This is a genomic window from Acinetobacter pittii (assembly GCF_022449185.1).
Taxonomy (GTDB): domain Bacteria; phylum Pseudomonadota; class Gammaproteobacteria; order Pseudomonadales; family Moraxellaceae; genus Acinetobacter; species Acinetobacter pittii_I.
The window spans coordinates 146,607-166,193 of sequence record NZ_JAKUKO010000005.1; the positions used below are offsets into that span (position 1 = coordinate 146,607).

Consider the following 19,587-nt stretch of genomic DNA (forward strand, 5'->3'; position numbering starts at 1 on the left):
AAAGTTATTTATAGTAATTGCTCAACCGTTGTCTTTTTGTGCTACTGCTGAAGAGTTATTCGTGATTTGTACTTAGCTTAATGTTAATTTTAGAACTATCCGCAAGGACACAATAATGACGAACATATGAATAATAATGAATCTAAGGTAGGACCCAGTGTTTATCAGTGTATTTGATCTTTTTAAAATTGGCATCGGCCCATCTAGCTCCCATACAGTTGGACCCATGCGAGCGGCATACAGTTTTGTGGATGATTTATTGAAGCAAAGCGATTTACAAGCAACAGCTAGAGTTCAGGTGAAGTTATACGGTTCGCTGTCGGCAACCGGTGTCGGTCATGCGACAGACAAGGCTGTTCTGTTAGGTTTAATGGGCTTTGATCCTGAACATATTGATACCCAATTAAGTATCAGCTTGATTGAAGATGTTCTAGAAAATAAAGCCATCCAGCTTAATCAGCAAAAGACTATTTCTTTTGACTATAAGTATGATGTGCTTTTTTTAGATGAATCTTTGCCTTATCACCCCAATGCAATGGAGTTGATTGCGTACAACGAGGCTCAAGAAATTTTATATGCAGAAACTTACTATTCGGTTGGTGGCGGTTTTATTGTCAGTCAAAGGCAATTAGCAACAACTCAAACTGAAACAAACGACATTAAGGTTCCATATCCATTTCACAGTGCGGCTGAACTTTTAAGCTTATGTAAGAATCATCATTTATCAGTGAGCGAGTTAATGCTTGAAAATGAAAAAAGCTGGCGTAGTGAAGCTGAGATTCGCAGCAAGATTATGGAAATCTGGAAAGTGATGCAGCAATGTATTCACAACGGATTAATTAATGAAGGCATATTACCGGGCGGATTAAACGTAAAACGTCGGGCTAAAAAAATTCATGATAAGTTATTAAATAAGAAAAACTCAAACCTGATTGTGACGACTTTTCATGCGATGGAATGGGTCAATTTATTTGCCTTAGCGGTAAATGAAGAAAATGCCGCTGGCGGGCGAGTAGTGACGGCACCTACAAATGGGGCCGCAGGGATTATTCCGGCAGTTTTATATTACTACGTAACTTTTTCTAAAGACTTTTCCGAAGACAAAGTAGTTCGCTTTTTTCTAAGTGCGGCAGCCGTCGGCATTTTATGTAAACTCAATGCTTCTATTTCTGGTGCAGAAGTAGGGTGTCAGGGTGAAGTCGGCTCAGCATGTGCGATGGCTTCGGCAGGTTTAGCCGAGATTTTAGGAGCATCGCCTGAACAGGTGGAACATGCGGCTGAAATTGGGCTTGAACATAATTTGGGTTTAACGTGTGACCCGATTGGTGGTTTGGTTCAGGTGCCTTGTATTGAACGAAATGCAATTGCGGCTGTAAAAGCCATTAACGCAGCCCAAATGGCACTTCATGATGACGATGAACACTTTGTCACACTAGATAAAGTGATTCAGACTATGAAGGAGACGGGCAAAGATATGTCTGAGAAATATAAAGAGACCTCAAAAGGTGGCCTCGCTGTTAACGCCATTGAGTGTTAAAAAAATGAGATGGGGACGAGGTGACCCCATCTCATTTTAACCATTAAGTCTCGCGAGCAACTAAGGTTAAAATGTCGTAGGTTGCGACAAGTTCACCACGTTGGTTTTTGACTTTAATATCCCATACCACAACGCCATGCGCAGGTTGAGATGGGTCTTTTTGTGGTTTAGGTGTTTTTTGTTTACAGGTGAGTTCAACTTGGATTGAGTCACCAATTTTAACCGGTTCAACAAAACGTAAGTTGTCCATACCATAATTGGCAATCACAGGGCCTTGTGCTGCATCTACAAATAGACCTGCTGCAGCAGACACAATGAAGTAACCGTGTGCAACGCGTTCACCAAAGAAAGACTCGGCCGCGGCGATTTTGTCGGTATGCGCATAGAAGTAGTCACCACTTAAACACGCGAAATTGACAATATCTGCTTCTGTTACTGTACGGCGCGCTGTTAATAAACGTTCACCAATCACTAACTCATCAAAAGACTTTTTAAATGGATGTACACGGTCTTCGTTAACTTTTGAGCCAGCAGTCCACGAGTGGGTAATTTGCGTCAGGCTGTTTGGAGAGCCTTGAATTGCAGTGCGTTGCATGTAGTGTTTAACTGCACGAATACCCCCTAACTCTTCACCGCCACCGGCACGGCCAGGGCCGCCGTGTACTAAATGTGGAAGTGGTGAACCATGACCTGTACTTTCTTTTGCTGACTCTGCATCAAGTACATGCACACGGCCATGCCAAGGCGCAATTTTTTGAATAATTTGTTCAATATTCTCATCATTATTTTTAACGACAGAAGCCACTAGGCTACCTTCACCACGTGAAACAAGGTCAGCTAGTTCTTCAATGTTTTGATATGGCATGAGTGTACATACCGGACCGAAAGCTTCCGTGGTATGCACATGTGTCGCTTGTAAAGGCTGTTCGCACACCAATAAAGTTGGAGCGAAAAAAGCACCTTTTTCAGGATGATCTGCATTAAATGTAAAGCTATCGTTGCCACCAAAAACAATTTTTGCGTCTTTGCTGAGTTCGGCAACTTTTTCTGCAACGTCATGTTTTTGCTTAATGCTCGCTAAAGCACCCATGGTGGTTTCTTCTTTTTGAGGATCACCCACCACAACTTTAACAAGTTTGGCAGTTAGCTTCTCTTGCACAGTCGCTAACAAATTTTCAGGAACAAATGCACGACGAATCGCAGTACATTTTTGACCTGCTTTTGTGGTCATCTCGCGGAAGACTTCACGCACAAATAAATCGACAGTTTCTTCATTTGCCTCAGGGCTCAAAATTGCACTGTTTACCGAGTCGGCTTCCATATTAAATGGAATCGAATATTTATTGAGGTGAGGGTGATTACGCAGTTTTTGGCCTGTGTAAGCAGAACCTGTAAAGGTAACGCAGTCTTGTGGGCCTAGGTGCTCTAACAGGTCATACGTCTGACCGCAAATGAGTTGTAGTGCGCCTTTTGGTAATACATGCGCTTCTTCAATGGCTTTTACAACCGCTTGAGTTAATTGGGAGCCATCGGTTGCAGGCTTAACAATACATGGCACACCTGCAAGTAGAGTCGGTGCAATCTTTTCAAGCATTCCCCAAATTGGGAAGTTAAAAGCATTAATGTGAACGGCAACACCTGCTTTAGGGCTTAAAATATGTTTAGCGCCGAAAGTTCCATTTTTAGATAATTGAATCCAGCTGTCTTCGGTAATAATTTTTTCGTCATTGAGTTCACGGCGAACCAGACTTGAATAAGCAAATAATGTCTGGATACCGCCTTCAATATCAATCCATGCATCTTTACGAGTTGCACCTGTTGCATAAGCAAGTTTGTAAAACTCTTCCTTACGTTCAAGTAAATATTGGGCAATTTGTTTTAACGCATTTGCACGTTGGTGAAACGTCCAGTTAGCCAGTTCTGAACCATTTTGTTTGGCATATTGAACAACACGTTTCATATCAATGCCGTGACTACTTACGGCATAAATCGATTCACCTGTAATGGCGTGATAAACAGGACGTAGTTCTTCACTCGTCGAATGCCATGTTCCATAGACAGAAGAAGCAAGATGAGGCAGTTGATGCTCAGACTGCTGAAAATCTGTGTCAGTTGAGGTTCCTTCTAGGTGTGCTTGTTCAAGCATGACCAAACTCCTTTTTTATTTGATACATCAATTATAAAAATTGCAAAAATATGATTCATAATTTCAGATTAATTTGTCTAAAAGTCAACTTTATTTTGATTTGTAAACGTAAAAAGATTTTTTGTTTTTAATTAATATTTATTAATTTCAATTATTTAATCCTCATTTGTTATTGGGATTTAATTTGATACTAAAAAAGTGATTGACTTTGTTTTTAGTGTATCGAAAAATAGATTTAAGGGTGATGCCTACAGGGAATGAAAGAATGGAAAACAATTACCAGAAATTTGAACAAAATATTGCCAATGAAATTACGATTGAGGCTAAGGATCAAATGCCCGATGCCTATCGCAAAACATTGATTCGTCAAATCGGGCAACATGGCCATTCTGAAATTGTCGGTATGTTGCCTGAAGGAAACTGGATTACTCGTGCGCCAACTTTAAAACGTAAAGCAGTTTTGCTTGCGAAAGTACAAGATGAAGCGGGTCATGGTTTGTATTTGTATAGCGCAGCAGAAACCTTAGGTGCTGACCGTGATGACATGATGGAAAAATTAATTGATGGGAAAATGAAATACTCATCAATTTTTAACTATCCAACTTTGACTTGGGCAGATGTTGCTGCAATTGGCTGGCTTGTCGATGGGGCAGCTATTGTGAACCAAGTTGCGCTTTGCCGTACTTCATATGGGCCATATGCACGTGCAATGGTACGTATTTGTAAAGAAGAAAGTTTCCACCAACGCCAAGGTTTTGAAGCCATGATGGCTTTGGCAAACGGTACGCCAGAACAAAAACAGATGGCACAAGATGCGGTAAATCGCTATTGGTGGCCAGCACTGATGATGTTTGGTCCAAGTGACGAGCATTCTCCAAACAGCGCACAAAGCATGGCGTGGAAAATCAAACGCTTTAGTAACGATGAATTACGTCAAAAGTTTGTCGATAACACCGTACCACAAGTTTTGCAACTTGGCTTGGAAGTACCGGACCCAGATTTAAAGTTCAATGAAGAAACAGGCCACTATGAGTTTGGCGAGATTGACTGGCACGAATTTAATGAAGTGATTGCCGGACGTGGACCATGTAATCACGAGCGTATCGAAGCACGCCGTAAAGCATGGGAAAACGGCAAATGGGTTCGTGATGCAGCAGTGGTCTACGCGAAAAAACAGCAGTTTGAAGCGAACAAAGTGGCTTAACAAGATTTATGGAAAAATTTGAGGAAATCAAAATGGAAGATAAAAACAACTGGTCGCTCTACGAAGTATTTGTACGTAGTAAACAAGGTTTAAGCCACCGTCACGTAGGCAGCTTAAGAGCACCCGATGATGAAATTGCACTGCAACATGCTCGTGATGTTTATACGCGCCGTAACGAAGGAATTAGCATTTGGGTGGTTCGTTCTGAACTGATTAAATCTTCACAACCAGATGAAAAAGCTGAATTTTTCGATCCTTCTTTAGACAAGGTTTATCGTCATCCGACTTTTTACCATATCCCAGACGGCATTGAGCACATGTAAGGGGAATGGCAAATGAATCATTCAGTTTTATCTAAATTCTTATTACATATTGGCGACAGCCAATTGGTTTTATCGCAGCGTTTGGCTGAATGGTGTGGGCATGCACCTGAGCTAGAAATTGATATTACCTTAGCAAATATCGGTTTGGACTTGTTGGGTCAGGCAAGAAACTTTCTGACTTTGGCTGGTCAATATGATGAAGCTCAACGTGATGAAGACCAGCTTGCGTATTTCCGTACAGAACGTGAGTTTTTAAACCTCTTGTTGTGCGAACAACCCAATGGTGACTTTGCACAAACGATCGTACGCCAGTGGTTGATGGATCATTATCATCTTCATTTATTTACTGCTTTAACGCAGAGTTCACTTCCTGAATTAAGCGCGCTTGCCGTTAAATCTTTAAAAGAAGTGAAGTATCACATCCGCTTTTCGACAAGCTGGATGGAGCGTTTAAGTTTAAGCACAGATGAAGCGCATCAACGTGTGCAAGACGGTTTAAATAATTTATGGCGCTTTACCGCTGAATTATTTGAACTGAGTGCAGACGAAAAAGCACTAGTTGCACAAGGCGTGATTCCAGATTTTTCAAATGAAAAAGAACAATGGAACCAAACCATTGCAGATGAGCTTAAGCGTTTTGAATTAAATGTTGCTGTGAACGGTGCTTATCGCCGTGGTGCGAAACAAGGATTGCATACCGAGCATTTGGGTTATTTGTTGGCTGAAATGCAAAGTATTCAAAGAACTTATCCGGGAATGACCTGGTAAGACAAGGAGGTGAGCCATGCAAATGATTCGTCATTGCATCGACCAATGTTGGGATGTTCTACAAACGGTCAGTGATCCTGAAATTCCGGTTTTATCGGTTGTCGATTTAGGCATGATTCGCGGTGTAGAGATTAACGATCAACAAGAAATTATTGTTCGTCTAACTCCGACATATAGCGGTTGCCCAGCAACAGATATGTTGAAAGCACAAATTGTTGAGGCATTTACCGCAGAAGCTTTGACACCGGTCAAAGTGATGGTCGATTTGTCAGAAGCATGGACCACGGACTGGATGTCTGAAGCGGGTAAAAAGAAACTGCAAGTTTATGGCATTGCACCACCTGAAGGGTTGGCGCATCAATGTGGGACTCACGTTCATTTAAAAGATGGTGTCGAGTGCCCACGTTGTAAAAGCCGACATACCCGACTGTTAACCGAGTTTAGTTCTACCGCCTGTAAAGCACTTTATAAATGTCAGGACTGTCTTGAGCCTTTTGATTACTTCAAATGTATTTAAGTCTTTAGATAAGGAAATCAGCTATGAGCCAATTTGTACCATTAAAAGTAAAAAGTATTACGCCGCAAACCGATCAGGCAATTTGTATTGCATTTGACGTTGTACCTGAACAACAAGAACAATTTCAATTTCAACCGGGGCAACACTTAACTATTCGCCATTTAACAGAAGCTGGTGAAATCCGCCGTTGTTATTCAATTTGTAGCTATGCGGGTAAAGAAGATATCAGCATTGCGGTTAAAAAAATTGATCAGGGTCAATTTTCAAACTGGGCCAATGACCATTTAAAAGTGGGTGATGTGCTTGAAGTCATGCCACCACAAGGTGTGTTTTTTCAAAAAGCAGCCAAGGTCGGCGGACAAAACTATTTAGGCGTTGCTGCGGGCAGTGGTATTACTCCAATTTTATCAATTGTTAAGCAAGTGTTGTTTGAACAACCAGAAGCTAAATTTACCTTGCTCTATGGCAATCGTTCATGGAAACAAACCATGTTTGCCGAGCAAATTATGGATTTGAAAGATCAGTTTAAAGAACGTTTTCAACTCATCAATATTTTTTCTCGTGAGTTCAATGACAGCGAACTGATGAATGGCCGTATTGATGAAGAAAAGCTTAAACAGCTTTTTGATTTTGATGTACTTGAAACGAGTTTTGACCATGTGTTTGCCTGTGGTCCAGACGAAATGATGAATGCTGTAGAAAGCGCTTTGCCAAACTATGGTATTGCAAAAGAAAAAATCCACACCGAACGTTTCCATACGGGGCAGGCTCGTAAACGTAGTGCTGAAGCTGATGCAAATCGTAAAGAAGAAAAAGTAAACATCATTTTAGATGGCCGTGAGCTGATTGTTTCTGTGGCTCAGGACGATGAAAGTATTCTTGATGCGGCTTTACGTGCGGGTGCTGACTTACCGTATGCCTGTAAAGGTGGGGTATGTGCGACTTGTCGTTGTAAAGTTGTTTCTGGTGAAGTCGATATGTTCCTTAACTATAGTCTTGAAAAAGACGAAGTTGAAAAGGGCTATGTGCTGAGCTGTCAAACCTTACCAAAAGGCCCAAATGTTCGTTTGAGTTTTGATGAATAGAGGCTGTCATGCAAGAGTTGATCAAAGCCAGTACAGCTGCTGACGGTGTTTTGTTATTAACCCTAAACCGTCCGGAAAAAAGAAATGCTTTAAACAATGCAACCTTGCAGTGTTTATGCGAGTTGCTCGAAGAAGCTGAACATAATGCTCAAGTCAAAGCAGTGGTTTTAACGGGTAACGCTCAATGTTTTGCGGCTGGAGCAGATCTTAGTGAGTTGGCTGCAATGGATGCCGTGTCTTTGCAACTCGATATTCGCCCGAAGCTTTGGCAGAAAATTGATGCGTTTAGTAAGCCACTGATTAGTGCAGTCAATGGCTATGCCTTAGGCGCTGGGTTTGAGTTGGTTTTGCATTCAGATATGGTGATTTGCGGTGAAAATGCCCGTTTTGCACTACCTGAAATTGGCCTTGGGATGTTACCGGGTGCAGGCGGAACACAGCGTTTAGCACGCTTGGTTGGGCAACAACTCACTATGCGCTGGGCCATGACAGGTGAGATGATTTCGGCAAAACAGGCAGAGCAACATGGCATTTGCAGCCAAGAGGTGCCGACCGAATTAACCGTCGAATATGCGGTTCAACTTGCAGCCAAAATCGCCAAACAAGCGCCTTTAGCGATTCGCGTAATTAAACAATCAATTAAAAGTATTCATGAAACAACGTTAAGTCAGGGGCTCAAGTTTGAACGTCAAAACTTTGTCTGGCTGGCGGCTACAAAAGATCGAAACGAAGGGATTAATGCTTTCTTTGAGAAAAGAAAGCCAGTGTTTAGAGGTGAGTGATGGACTATCAAAATATTATTGCTGAAGAAAAAAATGGTGTTGGCTACCTGACATTTAACCGCCCAAAAGCACTGAATAGCTTTAACGTTGATATGCACCGTGAAGTGGCTGAGGTTTTAAACCTGTGGACTAAAAATCCAGATGTTCGCTGTGTGGTGATTAGTGGCGAAGGCCGCGGCTTCTGTGCAGGGCAAGATTTAGGTGACCGTGTAGTTGACCCAAATGCTGAAGCTCCAGATTTAGGATATTCCATTGAAACTTACTATAACCCGCTGATTAAAACGATTGTAAATATGCCAAAGCCTGTGATTTGCGCCGTAAATGGCGTGGCAGCAGGTGCAGGGGCAAATATTGCACTGGCGTGTGACTTGGTGATTGCAGCTAAATCCGCAAACTTCGTACAAGCATTTTGTCGCTTAGGTTTAGTTCCAGACTCGGCGGGTACATGGTTTTTACCACGTGCTGTAGGCCATGCGCGTGCGATGGGATTGGCTTTGTTAGGTGACAAGCTCCCAGCAGAAACCGCAAAAGAATGGGGCATGATTTGGGATGTGGTTGAAGATGCTGAGCTTAAAACAAAGGTCACTGAACTTGCAGAGCGTTTAGCGAAACAGCCTACTTTTGGTCTATCACTTATTAAAAAAGCCATTCATCAATCAAGCAATAACACCTTTGATGAGCAAGTGCTGTTAGAGCGTGACTTACAACGTATTGCGGGTCGTTCGGAAGATTATCGTGAAGGGGTACAAGCCTTTATGAATAAACGCGAACCAAATTTTAAAGGGCGCTAAGCATGACAGATTTAGACTTATCTCGTGCCCGAATTGCCGTCATTGGTTCTGGCACCATGGGCATCGGCATTGCCCAGTTAGCCATTGTTAATGGGCACTCGACTATTTTATATGATCTGGACGCTCAAAAAGCGCAACAAGCCGTTCAAGGTTTAGGGCAGACATTTAAAAAGTTGGTTGAAAAGAGCAAGCTTACCCAACAGCAAGCTGATGAAGCCTTAGCGCGCTTAACTGTAGTCAATCAAATTGAAGCACTACGTGATGCCGACTTGGTGATTGAAGCAGTCGTTGAGAAAAAAGAAGTTAAACAGTCTTTATTTAAACAACTCGCTGAAATTTGTAGTGTGCAAACCATTTTTGCAAGTAATACATCTTCAATTTCAGTGACTGCAATTTCGGCGGGCATTGCTCACCCTGAGCGCGTGGTAGGATTACACTTCTTCAACCCTGCACCAGTCATGAAACTGGTTGAAATTGTACAAGGCTTAAAAACCCCAAACAGCTTATGTTTGGCTTTAAAAAACTTGATGTTGAATTGGAAAAAAATTCCAGTACTCACTAAGTCGACTCCTGGTTTTATTGTTAACCGAATTGCTCGTCCGTTTTATGCAGAAGGCTTTAGAGCACTGCAAGAGCAAGTTACCAGCTATGACCAGCTAGACTATGCATTAAAGCAATGTGGCGGTTTTGCGATGGGGCCATGTGAACTTACCGACCTCATTGGACAAGATGTTAACTTTTCAGTGACTCAAAGCGTTTACCAAGAGTTTTTTTACGAGCCGCGCTACCGCCCAAGCTTAATTCAAAAAGAATTGGTCGATGCAGGTGCTTGGGGCCGTAAGTCAAAACTAGGCTTTTATAGTTATAACGAAAAAAATCAGTACGAGACATTCCAGCCTCAAGCTGTGACTGCCAAACCAGTCGATGCTCATATTCAGCTAAAAGGTGCTTGGTCTCAGCTACCTGCATTTTTAACGCGTTTGAGTTTAAAAAGCGGATCTGTGAGTGACGACAATATTCTTCAAATTGATGATATCGACTTACGTTTAAGCCAAGGTGAGTCGGCCAATATTCATTACTTAAGCCGTAAAGTGGTTTTAATGGATTGGCACCATGATTTTGAGCAAGCAGAGGCTTTAGTACTCAGTCATAACGAGCTTTGTGAAGCAAGTGATCTGGCTAAAGTTGAGGCTTATTTTGCGCAGTTTGGTATGAGCGTGATGTGGATTAAAGACCATCCTGCACTGTTAACCTTGCGCACCATCGCTTTACTCATTAATGAAGCCTGCGAAGTAAGTTTACATGGTGTTGCGAGTCTGGAAGATATTGATAATGCCATGAAATATGGAGTGAATTATCCTAAGGGTCCTTACCAGTGGTTGACACAATTGGGCGGCGCTTATGTGCTCCAAACTTTAAATAACTTATATGCACTGTATGGAGAGGAAAAATATCGCGCGAGTATCTACCTCAAACAATATGTAGCGAAAACTCAAAACATTGCTACTCAATATTCACGTGATATGACCGAATTTGCATAATCAGGAGTCAACATGGAAGACGTTTTAATTTGCGATTTTATTCGTACCCCAATTGGACGATATGCAGGTGCCTTAAGTGCAGTACGTGCAGATGATTTAGCTGCATTGCCCATCAAATATTTAAAAGATAAACACCCGAACTTGCCGTGGAGTACGGTAGACGAAGTGTTTTTAGGATGTGCTAACCAAGCAGGTGAAGACAACCGTAACGTTGCACGTATGGCAACACTCTTGGCAGGCTTACCTGATACTGTACCAGCGATGACGGTCAATCGCTTGTGTGCGTCAGGTTTAGATGCGGTGGGACTTGCTGCACGCTCAATTAAAGCAGGCGAAGCACAATTCGTTTTGGCAGGTGGTGTTGAGTCAATGAGCCGTGCGCCATTTGTACAAGCTAAACCGACTGAAGCGTTTAGCCGTACCCCTGAAATTTATGACACCACCATTGGCTGGCGCTTTGTCAATAAGCAACTTAAAGCACAATACGGCACCGACAGCATGCCTGAAACTGCCGAAAATGTAGCTGAAAAATATCAGATTAGTCGTGAAGACCAAGATGCGTTTGCATTGCGTAGCCAACAAAAAACGGCTGCTGCACAGCAAAACGGTTTCTTTAACGACGAGATTTTGCCAGTCGAGATTGTAGACCGTAAGAAAAATGTGAACGTTGTTAATCGCGATGAACATCCGCGTGAAACGACACTTGAAGCACTCGCAAAACTAAAAGCGCCATTTAAAAAAGAAGGCGGCTCGGTGACTGCCGGAAATGCCTCTGGTGTAAATGACGGTGCCGCGTGTGTGTTAATTACCAACCGTGAATTTGCAAATACACATGGTTTAAAACCTTTAGCACGCGTAATTGGCATTGCAAGTGCAGGTGTTGAACCCAAATATATGGGTATAGGTCCTGTTCCGGCTGTGCAGAAGATTTTAAAGCAAACAGGTTTAACGCTAGATCATATGGATGTGATTGAACTAAATGAAGCATTCGCAGCCCAATCATTGGCTTGTATGCGTGAACTTGGTTTAAAAGATGACGATGAGCGCGTTAACCCAAATGGCGGTGCGATTGCGCTCGGACATCCGCTCGGTATGAGTGGTACTCGCTTAGTAATTACAGTAACACGTGAGCTAAAAAAACGCGGTGGACGCTATGCACTTTGCACGATGTGTGTAGGTGTTGGACAAGGCGTTGCACTGATTTTGGAAAACTTAAATTAATTTAGACGGTTTTAAAAATTACATAATGAGGAGATAGGCGATGGACAGCCTTACAACGGATAATGTTGAGCAATTAACACTTGCAGAGCTTAGAGAGCTGCAAACTAAACGGTTAAAACAAACCCTGACTTTTGTATATGAAAATAGTCCGGTCTATAAGAAAAAGTTCGATGAAGCAGGTGTACATCCTGATGACTTCGTGACTTTAGACGATTTGGCAAAGTTTCCATTTACCACCAAACAGGATTTAAGAGATAACTATCCGTTTGGGATGTTTGCCGTACCGCAAGAGCAAATTGTGCGTTTACATGCATCATCAGGCACAACGGGGAAACCAACAGTCGTGGGTTATACCCAAAAAGATATTAATACTTGGTCGGATATAGTTGCGCGTTGCTTACGCATGGCAGGTTTAACCGCGAAAGATATGGTTCAGGTTGCTTATGGCTATGGACTATTTACAGGTGGTTTAGGTGCACATTATGGTGCCGAGCGTTTAGGTGCGACGGTTATTCCAATGTCTGGCGGGCAAACTGAAAAGCAAGTTCAGCTTATTCAAGACTTTAAGCCTACTGCAATTATGGTTACGCCATCGTATTGCGTGAGCATTATTGAAAAGCTCGAGCAACAATTTGGTACTGCACGTAATACGTCTTTAAAAGTCGGTATTTTTGGTGCCGAGCCGTGGACCAATGAACTGCGCCGTGAAATCGAAGAACGCCTTAATATTAAAGCACTCGATATTTATGGTTTGTCTGAGGTGATGGGGCCGGGCGTTGCCATGCAGTGCTTAGGTGAGGGCGAAGGATTAACCATTTGGGAAGATCATTTCTACCCAGAAATTATTAACCCTGAAACAGGTGAAGTCTGTAAAGATGGCGAACTTGGCGAGCTAGTCTTTACCACCATTACCAAAGAAGGCTTACCGATTATTCGTTACCGTACCCGTGATTTGACCCGCTTACTACCGGGTGAAAATCTGGCGATGCGTAAAATGCATAAAATTGTGGGCCGTAGCGACGACATGCTGATTATTCGCGGCGTGAACGTTTTCCCGACTCAGATTGAAGAGCAAATTTTGCAAGTTCCGCATTTAGTTCCAAATTATGAAATTTTGGTGACTAAAAAAGGCCATATGGATACTTTGCATATTCGTACAGAGATGTGTCATAACTGTACTATACAGGCCAATCAACTTGCTCAGGAGTTGATGAAACGCATTAAAACCATGATTGGGATTAGCGTTACTGTAGAAGTTGTTACAGAGGCGACCTTACCTCGTTCGGAAGGTAAGGCAAAGCGGGTAATCGATATGCGTCAGATTGCTTAACATCAAGATCATTCAGGGTATAGAATCTATACCCTGAAACTAAACGCCAAGACATGAGTATGAGTGCAAAAATACAGCAAATAATTGATTCTGTTGTAAAGAATGAAACCTTAAGTGGAACTTCGCTTATTTCGACAATTTTTGGAGATTCAGTACTTCATCGGGGTGGAAACATTAGTCTTGCAAGCCTGATTCAGTTATTAGAGCTGTTTGGTTTTAATGACCGCGCTGTAAGAACCTCTGTTTTTCGTTTAGTTAAAAATGATTGGTTATGTTCAGACAAAATCGGCAGAACCAGTTTTTATCGAATTACCGATTCGAGCCGTTCGACCTATTTGCAAGCCGAGCAACGCATTTATAACGATCAGATGAAAGAGTGGGACCATTATTGGGATCTTATTCTAATGTCTAGCCTCGACACTGAAAATAAAGCGTTGCTAAAGAAAGAACTCGAATGGTTAGGGTTTGCCAATATTTCGACAAACTTAATGGCTTATCCGGGTTGTAACCGTATTGAACTGCAACGCTTGTTGGTTGATTTAAATATGAGTGAGCAAGTGGTGGTGTTTAAAGCCGAAACTTTGCAGCTCTTTAATAATTCGGTCGATACCATTGGTCGTATGCTCAGAACCAACTGGCCAATCGATGAATTACGGCAAAGATACCTACAGTTTCTCGATATTTTTAGAGAAATTGGCGTGTTGCTGATGCAGGAAAACGAACAACTCGAACCTGTTCAGGCCTTTCAAATTCGAACTTTGCTGATTCATTATTATCGACGGATTTTATTGAAAGACCCAGCATTACCGCTTGAGTTGTTGCCAACTGACTGGCCTGCGATTAGTGCACGAACGTTATCAATGAACATTTATAAAAAAGTATTTGAACCTGCCGATGAATACTTCTTGTCTGTTGCCGCAACAGCAGAAGGACCAATGCCAAATGCCACAGCACATTATTGGCGTCGTTTCGGAGGTTTGGTGGCGACAAATGAGAGGTTAAATCATGCCTTGTTATAGTATTGACGGTGTTATTCCCGTCGTTAGCCCAGAAGCTTTTGTACATCCAACCGCTGTTTTAATTGGTGATGTGATTATTGAAGCGGGTGTATATGTTGGGCCATTTGCTTCATTGCGTGCCGATTTTGGTCGTATTCATATTAAGCAAAATGCCAATATACAAGATAGCTGCACCGTACATGGTTTTCCGCAAAGCGTGACTTTAGTTGAAGAAATGGGGCACATTGGGCATGGGGCAATTTTGCATGGTTGCCGCATTGGAAAAAATGTTTTGGTTGGCATGAACAGCGTAATTTTGGACTATGCCGAAATTGGTGAAAACACCATTATTGGCGCAAATAGTCTGGTCAAAACTAAAGATATTATTCCGGCAAATGTACTGGCAATGGGAAGTCCTGCCAAGGTTGCACGTGATTTGTCAGAACAAGAAAAAAAATGGAAAACCAGAGGCACGCAAGAATACATTGAACTTGCACAGCGCTGCTTAAACTCAATGCAGGAGGTTCAGCCTTTAAGCTCAGAGTCAGATGAACGCCTGACCTATAAGGACTTTAATTCTTCAAACTATCAGATTAAACAAGATAGCGTTTAAAGGCTATTCATAAGCCGATTTCAATACATATAGGTTTAATACTTAAGGAATACTCGCACGAGTAGGGAGACGTTTGTGCAAAAAATGGAAACTACTGCGGTTGATCAATTCGCAGAGCTGTTGGGTGTTCAAGTGCTGCATCGCAGTTTTGATGAAGCGCGTTGCAAGCTTAATGTAAAAGACGAACACATGAATGCGTTGGGCGGCGTGCATGGCGGTGTCATATTTTCTTTAGCCGATATTGCTTTTGCGATGGCTTGTAATGCAGGTGATGCGCCATATACTGGCTTACAGGCGGATATTCGCTATATGAGCGGCACGAAAGACAAGGTGTTATTTGCAACGGCAACCAAGGTTGGCAGTAGTAAAAAATTTGCGCATTATGAAGTCTTGATAACAGACGGCTTGAATAATAGAGTCGCTTTGTTTACATCTACGTGTTATAGGCTTGCGCCGTAAGATACCGCTAGTTAGAGTGGATGGGACTTTTACTCTGGATTAGCATTGCTTACCAAGCTAATCCATGCGTGCCCATTAAAAATAAATACTCGCTTATTTTCTATATAAAAGTCTTCGGACGTAAGTTTTTAAATAGTAGAACTTTTTCTGTATTAAAAAACTCTGCAAAAAGCAGAGTATATGTTTTATATAATTATTTTTTAGATTAAAAATAGATGAAGTAAAAATATAGAGTATATGAAAATTCCTTTAAAGTAAGATTTTATCTACTTTTCGTAAACTAAAGTATAAAATTACTAATGAAATTAAGTTAATTAAGCAATTAAATAAAAATACATATCTTGATCCAAAAAAATCTACTATTAATCCTCCTGATAATGCACCTAATGGCATTACTCCATAAATTAATGTTCTAGCAGCTCCTACTAACTTACCCATGACTTCGGGTGGTACTATTTTTTGGCGATAAGTCGCTGAATATATATTAAATAAACCAAGACAAAGTCCCCATAGAAAATATCCAATTGAAATTAATGTAGATGTTATCCAAATAGGGCCTCTTGCAAATAACATAATTGTAGACCCAATTATCATAAGTATAATTGAGAAAAGCATTAGAAACTTTACACTAAAAAAGTTATGAAGCCACCTAGCTGAAATATTTCCAACTAATGATCCAATGCCACTAAAAATTAATAAAGAGGAAGCAATTAAGGTATTAAATCCAAATAATTTTAGAGTTATTATGAAATAGACAGATTGTACAGCCATAAATGCAAAATTTGATATCGCACCAACGAGTATTATACCCATTAAAACAGGTCTTGATAAAAGTTCATGAAAGCCATCAAAAAAAGATTCTTTTTGGTTGGAAATATTACTTTTCCTATCTTTAGCTTCTATAGGTAACTTGGCTATAAATATAGCTGATAAGAAAAAAGTTGCTGCATTAATTAATAATGAGGATGTTGCACCTATAATATTAATAATAAAGCCTGCTACTCCTGGACCACTAATTTCACCTAAAGATGAAATGACCTGTAGATTTGCGTTGGCGGAAAGGCGTTTATCGGGAGGAATGACTATTGGAAATAATGAAGAAAGAGATAATTCAAAAAATATCCTAGCGATTCCAATTAAAAAAGCTATTAATATAAGAAATGGAATGTTTATGAAATAAAAGGTATATAAAATGGGTATTGATAAAACTAAAATGAATCTAGTTAATTCAGCATATATTGCTATAAATTTTCTATCTGAGCGGTCAACAAAAGATCCTATACTGATACTAAATAGCAAATTAGGTAAGTAGCGTGCAGTGGATATTAAACTGACCTCTATTGCAGACGCATGTAATAAGTGAATTGCTATGATAGGAAGTGCTATATTGTGAATAGCAATGCCTATCATAGCAATAGATTGAGAGGACCAAATAATTCTAAATGCCTTGAGGGTCCATGCAGAATTAGAACTGAATTTTTTAAACAAATTAAAAGTCCTTTTTTATTTTTGTTATATCTAGTTTGTTAAGCGTTAATTTTGTACTTTTTAATACAGGAAAAAACCATGCAATTTCTTCACCTTTTTCTATGGTAATTTTTGTATTAAGAGGTGGGAGCCTAACTATAATATTAAGATGTGCATAATTGTATAAATCATTGTCTATGTAAGTTTGTCGGGTTTGATTGCCGTGTTCAATACCTGCCATTACTTCAAACTGATTATTTGTAAGACATGCATTTGGAATTGGTCCTTGATAAAGATAATAGTCTAAAGGAAAAAAAACTATAATACCTGTTTGGATTTTTACGTATTCAGAACCGGATATCCAACTAGCTATAAGACCTGAATTACTATTTGGCCACTCATCTCCTTGAATACAAGCTTTTCCAAAAGAAGATTTTCTTTCATAAAATATTCTTTCTTTTAAAGGCGTTTCATTTCTCTCTAAAATAACATTTCCAGGGCAGCGGACACTAAAACCATAATTAGCTATGATTGCTATAGGAATACAATCATAAGGATGAACTTCTCTACCAAGGTCAACTGCACGTGGTAAATCATCTTCTTTTTTTTGTAATCTATTTGCATATGCAAGTTTAATTTTACTGGGTGGGTAGGCCCCCATTTCTTTTGATTCTAGGCAATCAAATGCCCATAAGATTTCAGGCATTTCATTTCCCCTTCATATTTTCTCTAAAGCTAGATGAGCGATAGTTAAATGCAAAGGCTTCCCGAGCTGGGAGAGTAGTCTTTTGTCCACTACGGTGAATAGCATAAGCATGATGTACTATGCAGTCTCCTTTTCTTAAAATTACTGGTTCAAAAGTATATTCTGAAGAATCTTTAAGCTCCATTCCAAAATCACGTGCATTAGATTCTATATGAGGTAATAACTCCATTAAGTTATCTGTTTTTGCATATTCTAGTGCGCCATCGCCTAAATTAATATCAGTTAATGGACACCAATATGTTATAGCCATTTCATCATCAAAATGGCTTTGATAAAAAATTTGATCTTGATGTGGAGGGGTAGGATATGCACCTAATTTAGGTTTACAGAAATATTCACAATGTATAGGAATTACAGATTTACTTAATAATCTCTCAGAGATATTCATTATTTCTTTATCTCTAGATAAATCAAAAAGAAACTCACTATTCGAAAATAGTGAATTAATCACTAAAAAATTACCTTCTTCATCTGTTATAGAGTTTGATTGAATACCCAATTCTAAGCCTTTTTTAATTAATCTAGCTTCTTCAATTAAATTGGCAACTAGATTGCTAGATAAGAAATTAGGCAAAATGACCCAACCTCTGGAAAAAAGTGTTTTGGAGTAAATTTTTAAATCATTATCACTATAAAAATTATTAAAAAGCATTTTATAACCCTTTATCTATTGGTGGAATATAGAGAGTAGGTCTATTGTTTAGTAAAATTTCTTTGCTAGTAATATCTTGAATCTTGATTTTCCTTATGTCTGATATTTCTAAAATTTGTGTTGCAGAATGTATGATATAAGCTTCATGTTCTTCAGGGTAAAATTTAATTAAATGTTCTTTCAAAGGAGTTAATGCAGAACCATTAATTTCTCCTAGCATGATTTCTTTATTGTTGGTGGTGCTTAATTGAAATATTAGAAGTGGTACTTCAGTATTCAAACTCCAATTGTGATTTATTAATGTCGTACTATCAAAAAACTGTAAAGCATAGCCATAATCAATTTTAAGATCACACATTAATGTGTCGAAGGAGCTTATACCTGGTAAAATTTTTACAGATAGATTGTTTTCTTCAGCTAAATCAATGGTATACTCAGATGCGCTAACTAAAAACAGAGGATGCCCATGTACTATAAATGATACAGGCCCATTATCTTTAGCAGTTGCTATAATAAGTTCAGAAATTTTTTTGTACACATCTTGGCGATATAATTCATCTTTATAAAGATAAGCCATATCATGTACTTGAGCAGAGGAGTATGTTTCTTTAAAGTCCTCAATTAAGGAAGTGTCAGGATTCAAAACAAATATATGTTTTGATATTTGAAGAGCCTGCTTTGTTTCTTCTGTAAGGTGGAGAGAACCTAAAATTCCTGATCCTAATAGATATATATTTGTAGCCAAATTATAACCCCTTATTTTAATTGTACTTTGAAAGAGTTTAGTGTTCTCTTTCAAAGTATAGTTTTAGGTTAATTATGATGTTATGCAATTTCTTCTAATTTCATAATTTCCGTTATTTTGAATCCGTTATCTCTTAGGAAACCGCGGAATGGACGTACATCAATACCCCATTCTTCTAGTGCTACACGTCGCATAGTTGAAATAACACTAATTTCCTCCTCGGTTAATCCTGAGTTTTTTAATGCCTCCTTCGGATTCTCAGTTAATAGTTCACGAAATTTAATATCTTTTGCTGCTTGCTGAAGAATATTTTCTACTCGAATTTTTCCTTCGCTTGTAAGTGGCTTAACATGTAGTGACATGGTTAGTCTCCTTTATATATTAATTTTATGTTGTACCGCCTTAATGAAAAAGCAAAAGTCATACCAGATAATATTAAAAATTATTAATTTCTTGAATTTTAAATTTAAAAATATTTTTTTATATAATAATAATTAAATGAGAATGTATAGATTATAATTAAACATGAACTATAGAGATGCATTCTAATGATTTAATCAAATCTGTGCCTCTAGTTAGTGCATATTGATGAAAGAGGAATAATCTGTCTATTGTTATAGATTGTAATTTTCTAACATTTTA

General features: G+C 39.6%; 20 protein-coding genes. 14 read left to right on the forward strand and 6 right to left on the reverse strand.

Annotated features, from left to right (window positions below):
• Positions 1 to 157 precede the first annotated feature (157 nt).
• Positions 158 to 1,537 carry an L-serine ammonia-lyase gene (gene sdaA, locus MKX14_RS12695; protein WP_240282599.1) on the forward strand — a complete coding sequence of 460 codons (1,380 nt, stop codon included), beginning with the start codon at positions 158 to 160 and terminating at the stop codon, positions 1,535 to 1,537.
• Positions 1,538 to 1,580: 43 nt separating this feature from the next.
• Here sdaA and paaZ read toward each other — a convergent pair whose 3' ends face one another.
• Positions 1,581 to 3,683, reverse strand: a complete 2,103-nt coding sequence (gene paaZ / locus MKX14_RS12700; protein ID WP_240282600.1) for a phenylacetic acid degradation bifunctional protein PaaZ — start codon at positions 3,681 to 3,683, stop codon at positions 1,581 to 1,583.
• A 265-nt stretch (positions 3,684 to 3,948) separates the two neighbouring features.
• Between paaZ and paaA the strand changes: the two genes are divergently transcribed.
• The 13 genes from paaA to paaI all read left to right on the forward strand — a co-directional run bounded on the left by paaA (position 3,949) and on the right by paaI (position 15,315).
• Entirely contained in the window at positions 3,949 to 4,887 is a 939-nt protein-coding gene (gene paaA / locus MKX14_RS12705; RefSeq protein ID WP_039765472.1) for a 1,2-phenylacetyl-CoA epoxidase subunit PaaA, read from the forward strand.
• A gap of 32 nt (positions 4,888 to 4,919) precedes the next feature.
• Entirely contained in the window at positions 4,920 to 5,210 is a 291-nt protein-coding gene (gene paaB / locus MKX14_RS12710) for a 1,2-phenylacetyl-CoA epoxidase subunit PaaB (RefSeq protein ID WP_000389648.1), read from the forward strand.
• Between the two features lie 12 nt (positions 5,211 to 5,222).
• Positions 5,223 to 5,978 carry a 1,2-phenylacetyl-CoA epoxidase subunit PaaC gene (gene paaC, locus MKX14_RS12715; RefSeq protein ID WP_240282601.1) on the forward strand — a complete coding sequence of 252 codons (756 nt, stop codon included), beginning with the start codon at positions 5,223 to 5,225 and terminating at the stop codon, positions 5,976 to 5,978.
• A 16-nt stretch (positions 5,979 to 5,994) separates the two neighbouring features.
• A complete protein-coding gene (gene paaD, locus MKX14_RS12720) occupies positions 5,995 to 6,495 on the forward strand; it encodes a 1,2-phenylacetyl-CoA epoxidase subunit PaaD (protein WP_009391055.1) in 501 nt (166 codons plus the stop codon).
• Between the two features lie 23 nt (positions 6,496 to 6,518).
• Positions 6,519 to 7,580 (forward strand): 1,2-phenylacetyl-CoA epoxidase subunit PaaE, encoded by a 1,062-nt coding sequence (gene paaE / locus MKX14_RS12725; protein ID WP_240282602.1) that lies wholly within the window; start codon positions 6,519 to 6,521, stop codon positions 7,578 to 7,580.
• A gap of 8 nt (positions 7,581 to 7,588) precedes the next feature.
• Positions 7,589 to 8,362: an enoyl-CoA hydratase-related protein gene (paaF, locus tag MKX14_RS12730; RefSeq protein ID WP_240282603.1), complete on the forward strand. Its 774-nt coding sequence runs from the start codon at positions 7,589 to 7,591 to the stop codon at positions 8,360 to 8,362.
• Positions 8,362 to 9,153 (forward strand): 2-(1,2-epoxy-1,2-dihydrophenyl)acetyl-CoA isomerase PaaG, encoded by a 792-nt coding sequence (gene paaG / locus MKX14_RS12735; protein WP_033850325.1) that lies wholly within the window; start codon positions 8,362 to 8,364, stop codon positions 9,151 to 9,153. Before paaF ends, paaG begins: the two co-directional genes overlap by 1 nt.
• Positions 9,154 to 9,155: 2 nt before the next feature.
• Positions 9,156 to 10,694 (forward strand): 3-hydroxyacyl-CoA dehydrogenase, encoded by a 1,539-nt coding sequence (paaH, locus tag MKX14_RS12740; protein WP_240282604.1) that lies wholly within the window; start codon positions 9,156 to 9,158, stop codon positions 10,692 to 10,694.
• A gap of 12 nt (positions 10,695 to 10,706) precedes the next feature.
• On the forward strand, positions 10,707 to 11,915 hold the full coding sequence (gene pcaF, locus MKX14_RS12745; protein WP_240282605.1) for a 3-oxoadipyl-CoA thiolase: 1,209 nt from the start codon (positions 10,707 to 10,709) through the stop codon (positions 11,913 to 11,915).
• Between the two features lie 40 nt (positions 11,916 to 11,955).
• Positions 11,956 to 13,245: a phenylacetate--CoA ligase PaaK gene (paaK, locus tag MKX14_RS12750; RefSeq protein WP_240282606.1), complete on the forward strand. Its 1,290-nt coding sequence runs from the start codon at positions 11,956 to 11,958 to the stop codon at positions 13,243 to 13,245.
• A gap of 53 nt (positions 13,246 to 13,298) precedes the next feature.
• The gene (paaX, locus tag MKX14_RS12755; protein ID WP_000062822.1) at positions 13,299 to 14,264 is read left to right on the forward strand and encodes a phenylacetic acid degradation operon negative regulatory protein PaaX; all 966 of its coding nucleotides are present in this window, start codon (positions 13,299 to 13,301) and stop codon (positions 14,262 to 14,264) included.
• Positions 14,251 to 14,856 carry a DapH/DapD/GlmU-related protein gene (gene paaY / locus MKX14_RS12760; RefSeq protein ID WP_240282607.1) on the forward strand — a complete coding sequence of 202 codons (606 nt, stop codon included), beginning with the start codon at positions 14,251 to 14,253 and terminating at the stop codon, positions 14,854 to 14,856. Before paaX ends, paaY begins: the two co-directional genes overlap by 14 nt.
• A 75-nt stretch (positions 14,857 to 14,931) precedes the next feature.
• Positions 14,932 to 15,315, forward strand: a complete 384-nt coding sequence (gene paaI / locus MKX14_RS12765; RefSeq protein ID WP_240282608.1) for a PaaI family thioesterase — start codon at positions 14,932 to 14,934, stop codon at positions 15,313 to 15,315.
• Between the two features lie 249 nt (positions 15,316 to 15,564).
• Here paaI and MKX14_RS12770 read toward each other — a convergent pair whose 3' ends face one another.
• From MKX14_RS12770 to MKX14_RS12790, 5 genes are all read right to left on the reverse strand, one after another.
• Positions 15,565 to 16,803 (reverse strand): MFS transporter, encoded by a 1,239-nt coding sequence (locus MKX14_RS12770; protein ID WP_240282609.1) that lies wholly within the window; start codon positions 16,801 to 16,803, stop codon positions 15,565 to 15,567.
• A 1-nt stretch (position 16,804) separates the two neighbouring features.
• Positions 16,805 to 17,488, reverse strand: a complete 684-nt coding sequence (locus tag MKX14_RS12775; protein ID WP_240282610.1) for a hypothetical protein — start codon at positions 17,486 to 17,488, stop codon at positions 16,805 to 16,807.
• A gap of 1 nt (position 17,489) precedes the next feature.
• The gene (locus tag MKX14_RS12780; RefSeq protein WP_046812391.1) at positions 17,490 to 18,200 is read right to left on the reverse strand and encodes a phytanoyl-CoA dioxygenase family protein; all 711 of its coding nucleotides are present in this window, start codon (positions 18,198 to 18,200) and stop codon (positions 17,490 to 17,492) included.
• A 1-nt stretch (position 18,201) separates the two neighbouring features.
• Positions 18,202 to 18,945 (reverse strand): SAM-dependent methyltransferase, encoded by a 744-nt coding sequence (locus MKX14_RS12785; protein ID WP_240282611.1) that lies wholly within the window; start codon positions 18,943 to 18,945, stop codon positions 18,202 to 18,204.
• 80 nt (positions 18,946 to 19,025) lie between these two features.
• Complete coding sequence (locus MKX14_RS12790) at positions 19,026 to 19,307, reverse strand: hypothetical protein (protein WP_013198395.1); 282 nt, start codon at positions 19,305 to 19,307, stop codon at positions 19,026 to 19,028.
• Positions 19,308 to 19,587: the final 280 nt, after the last annotated feature.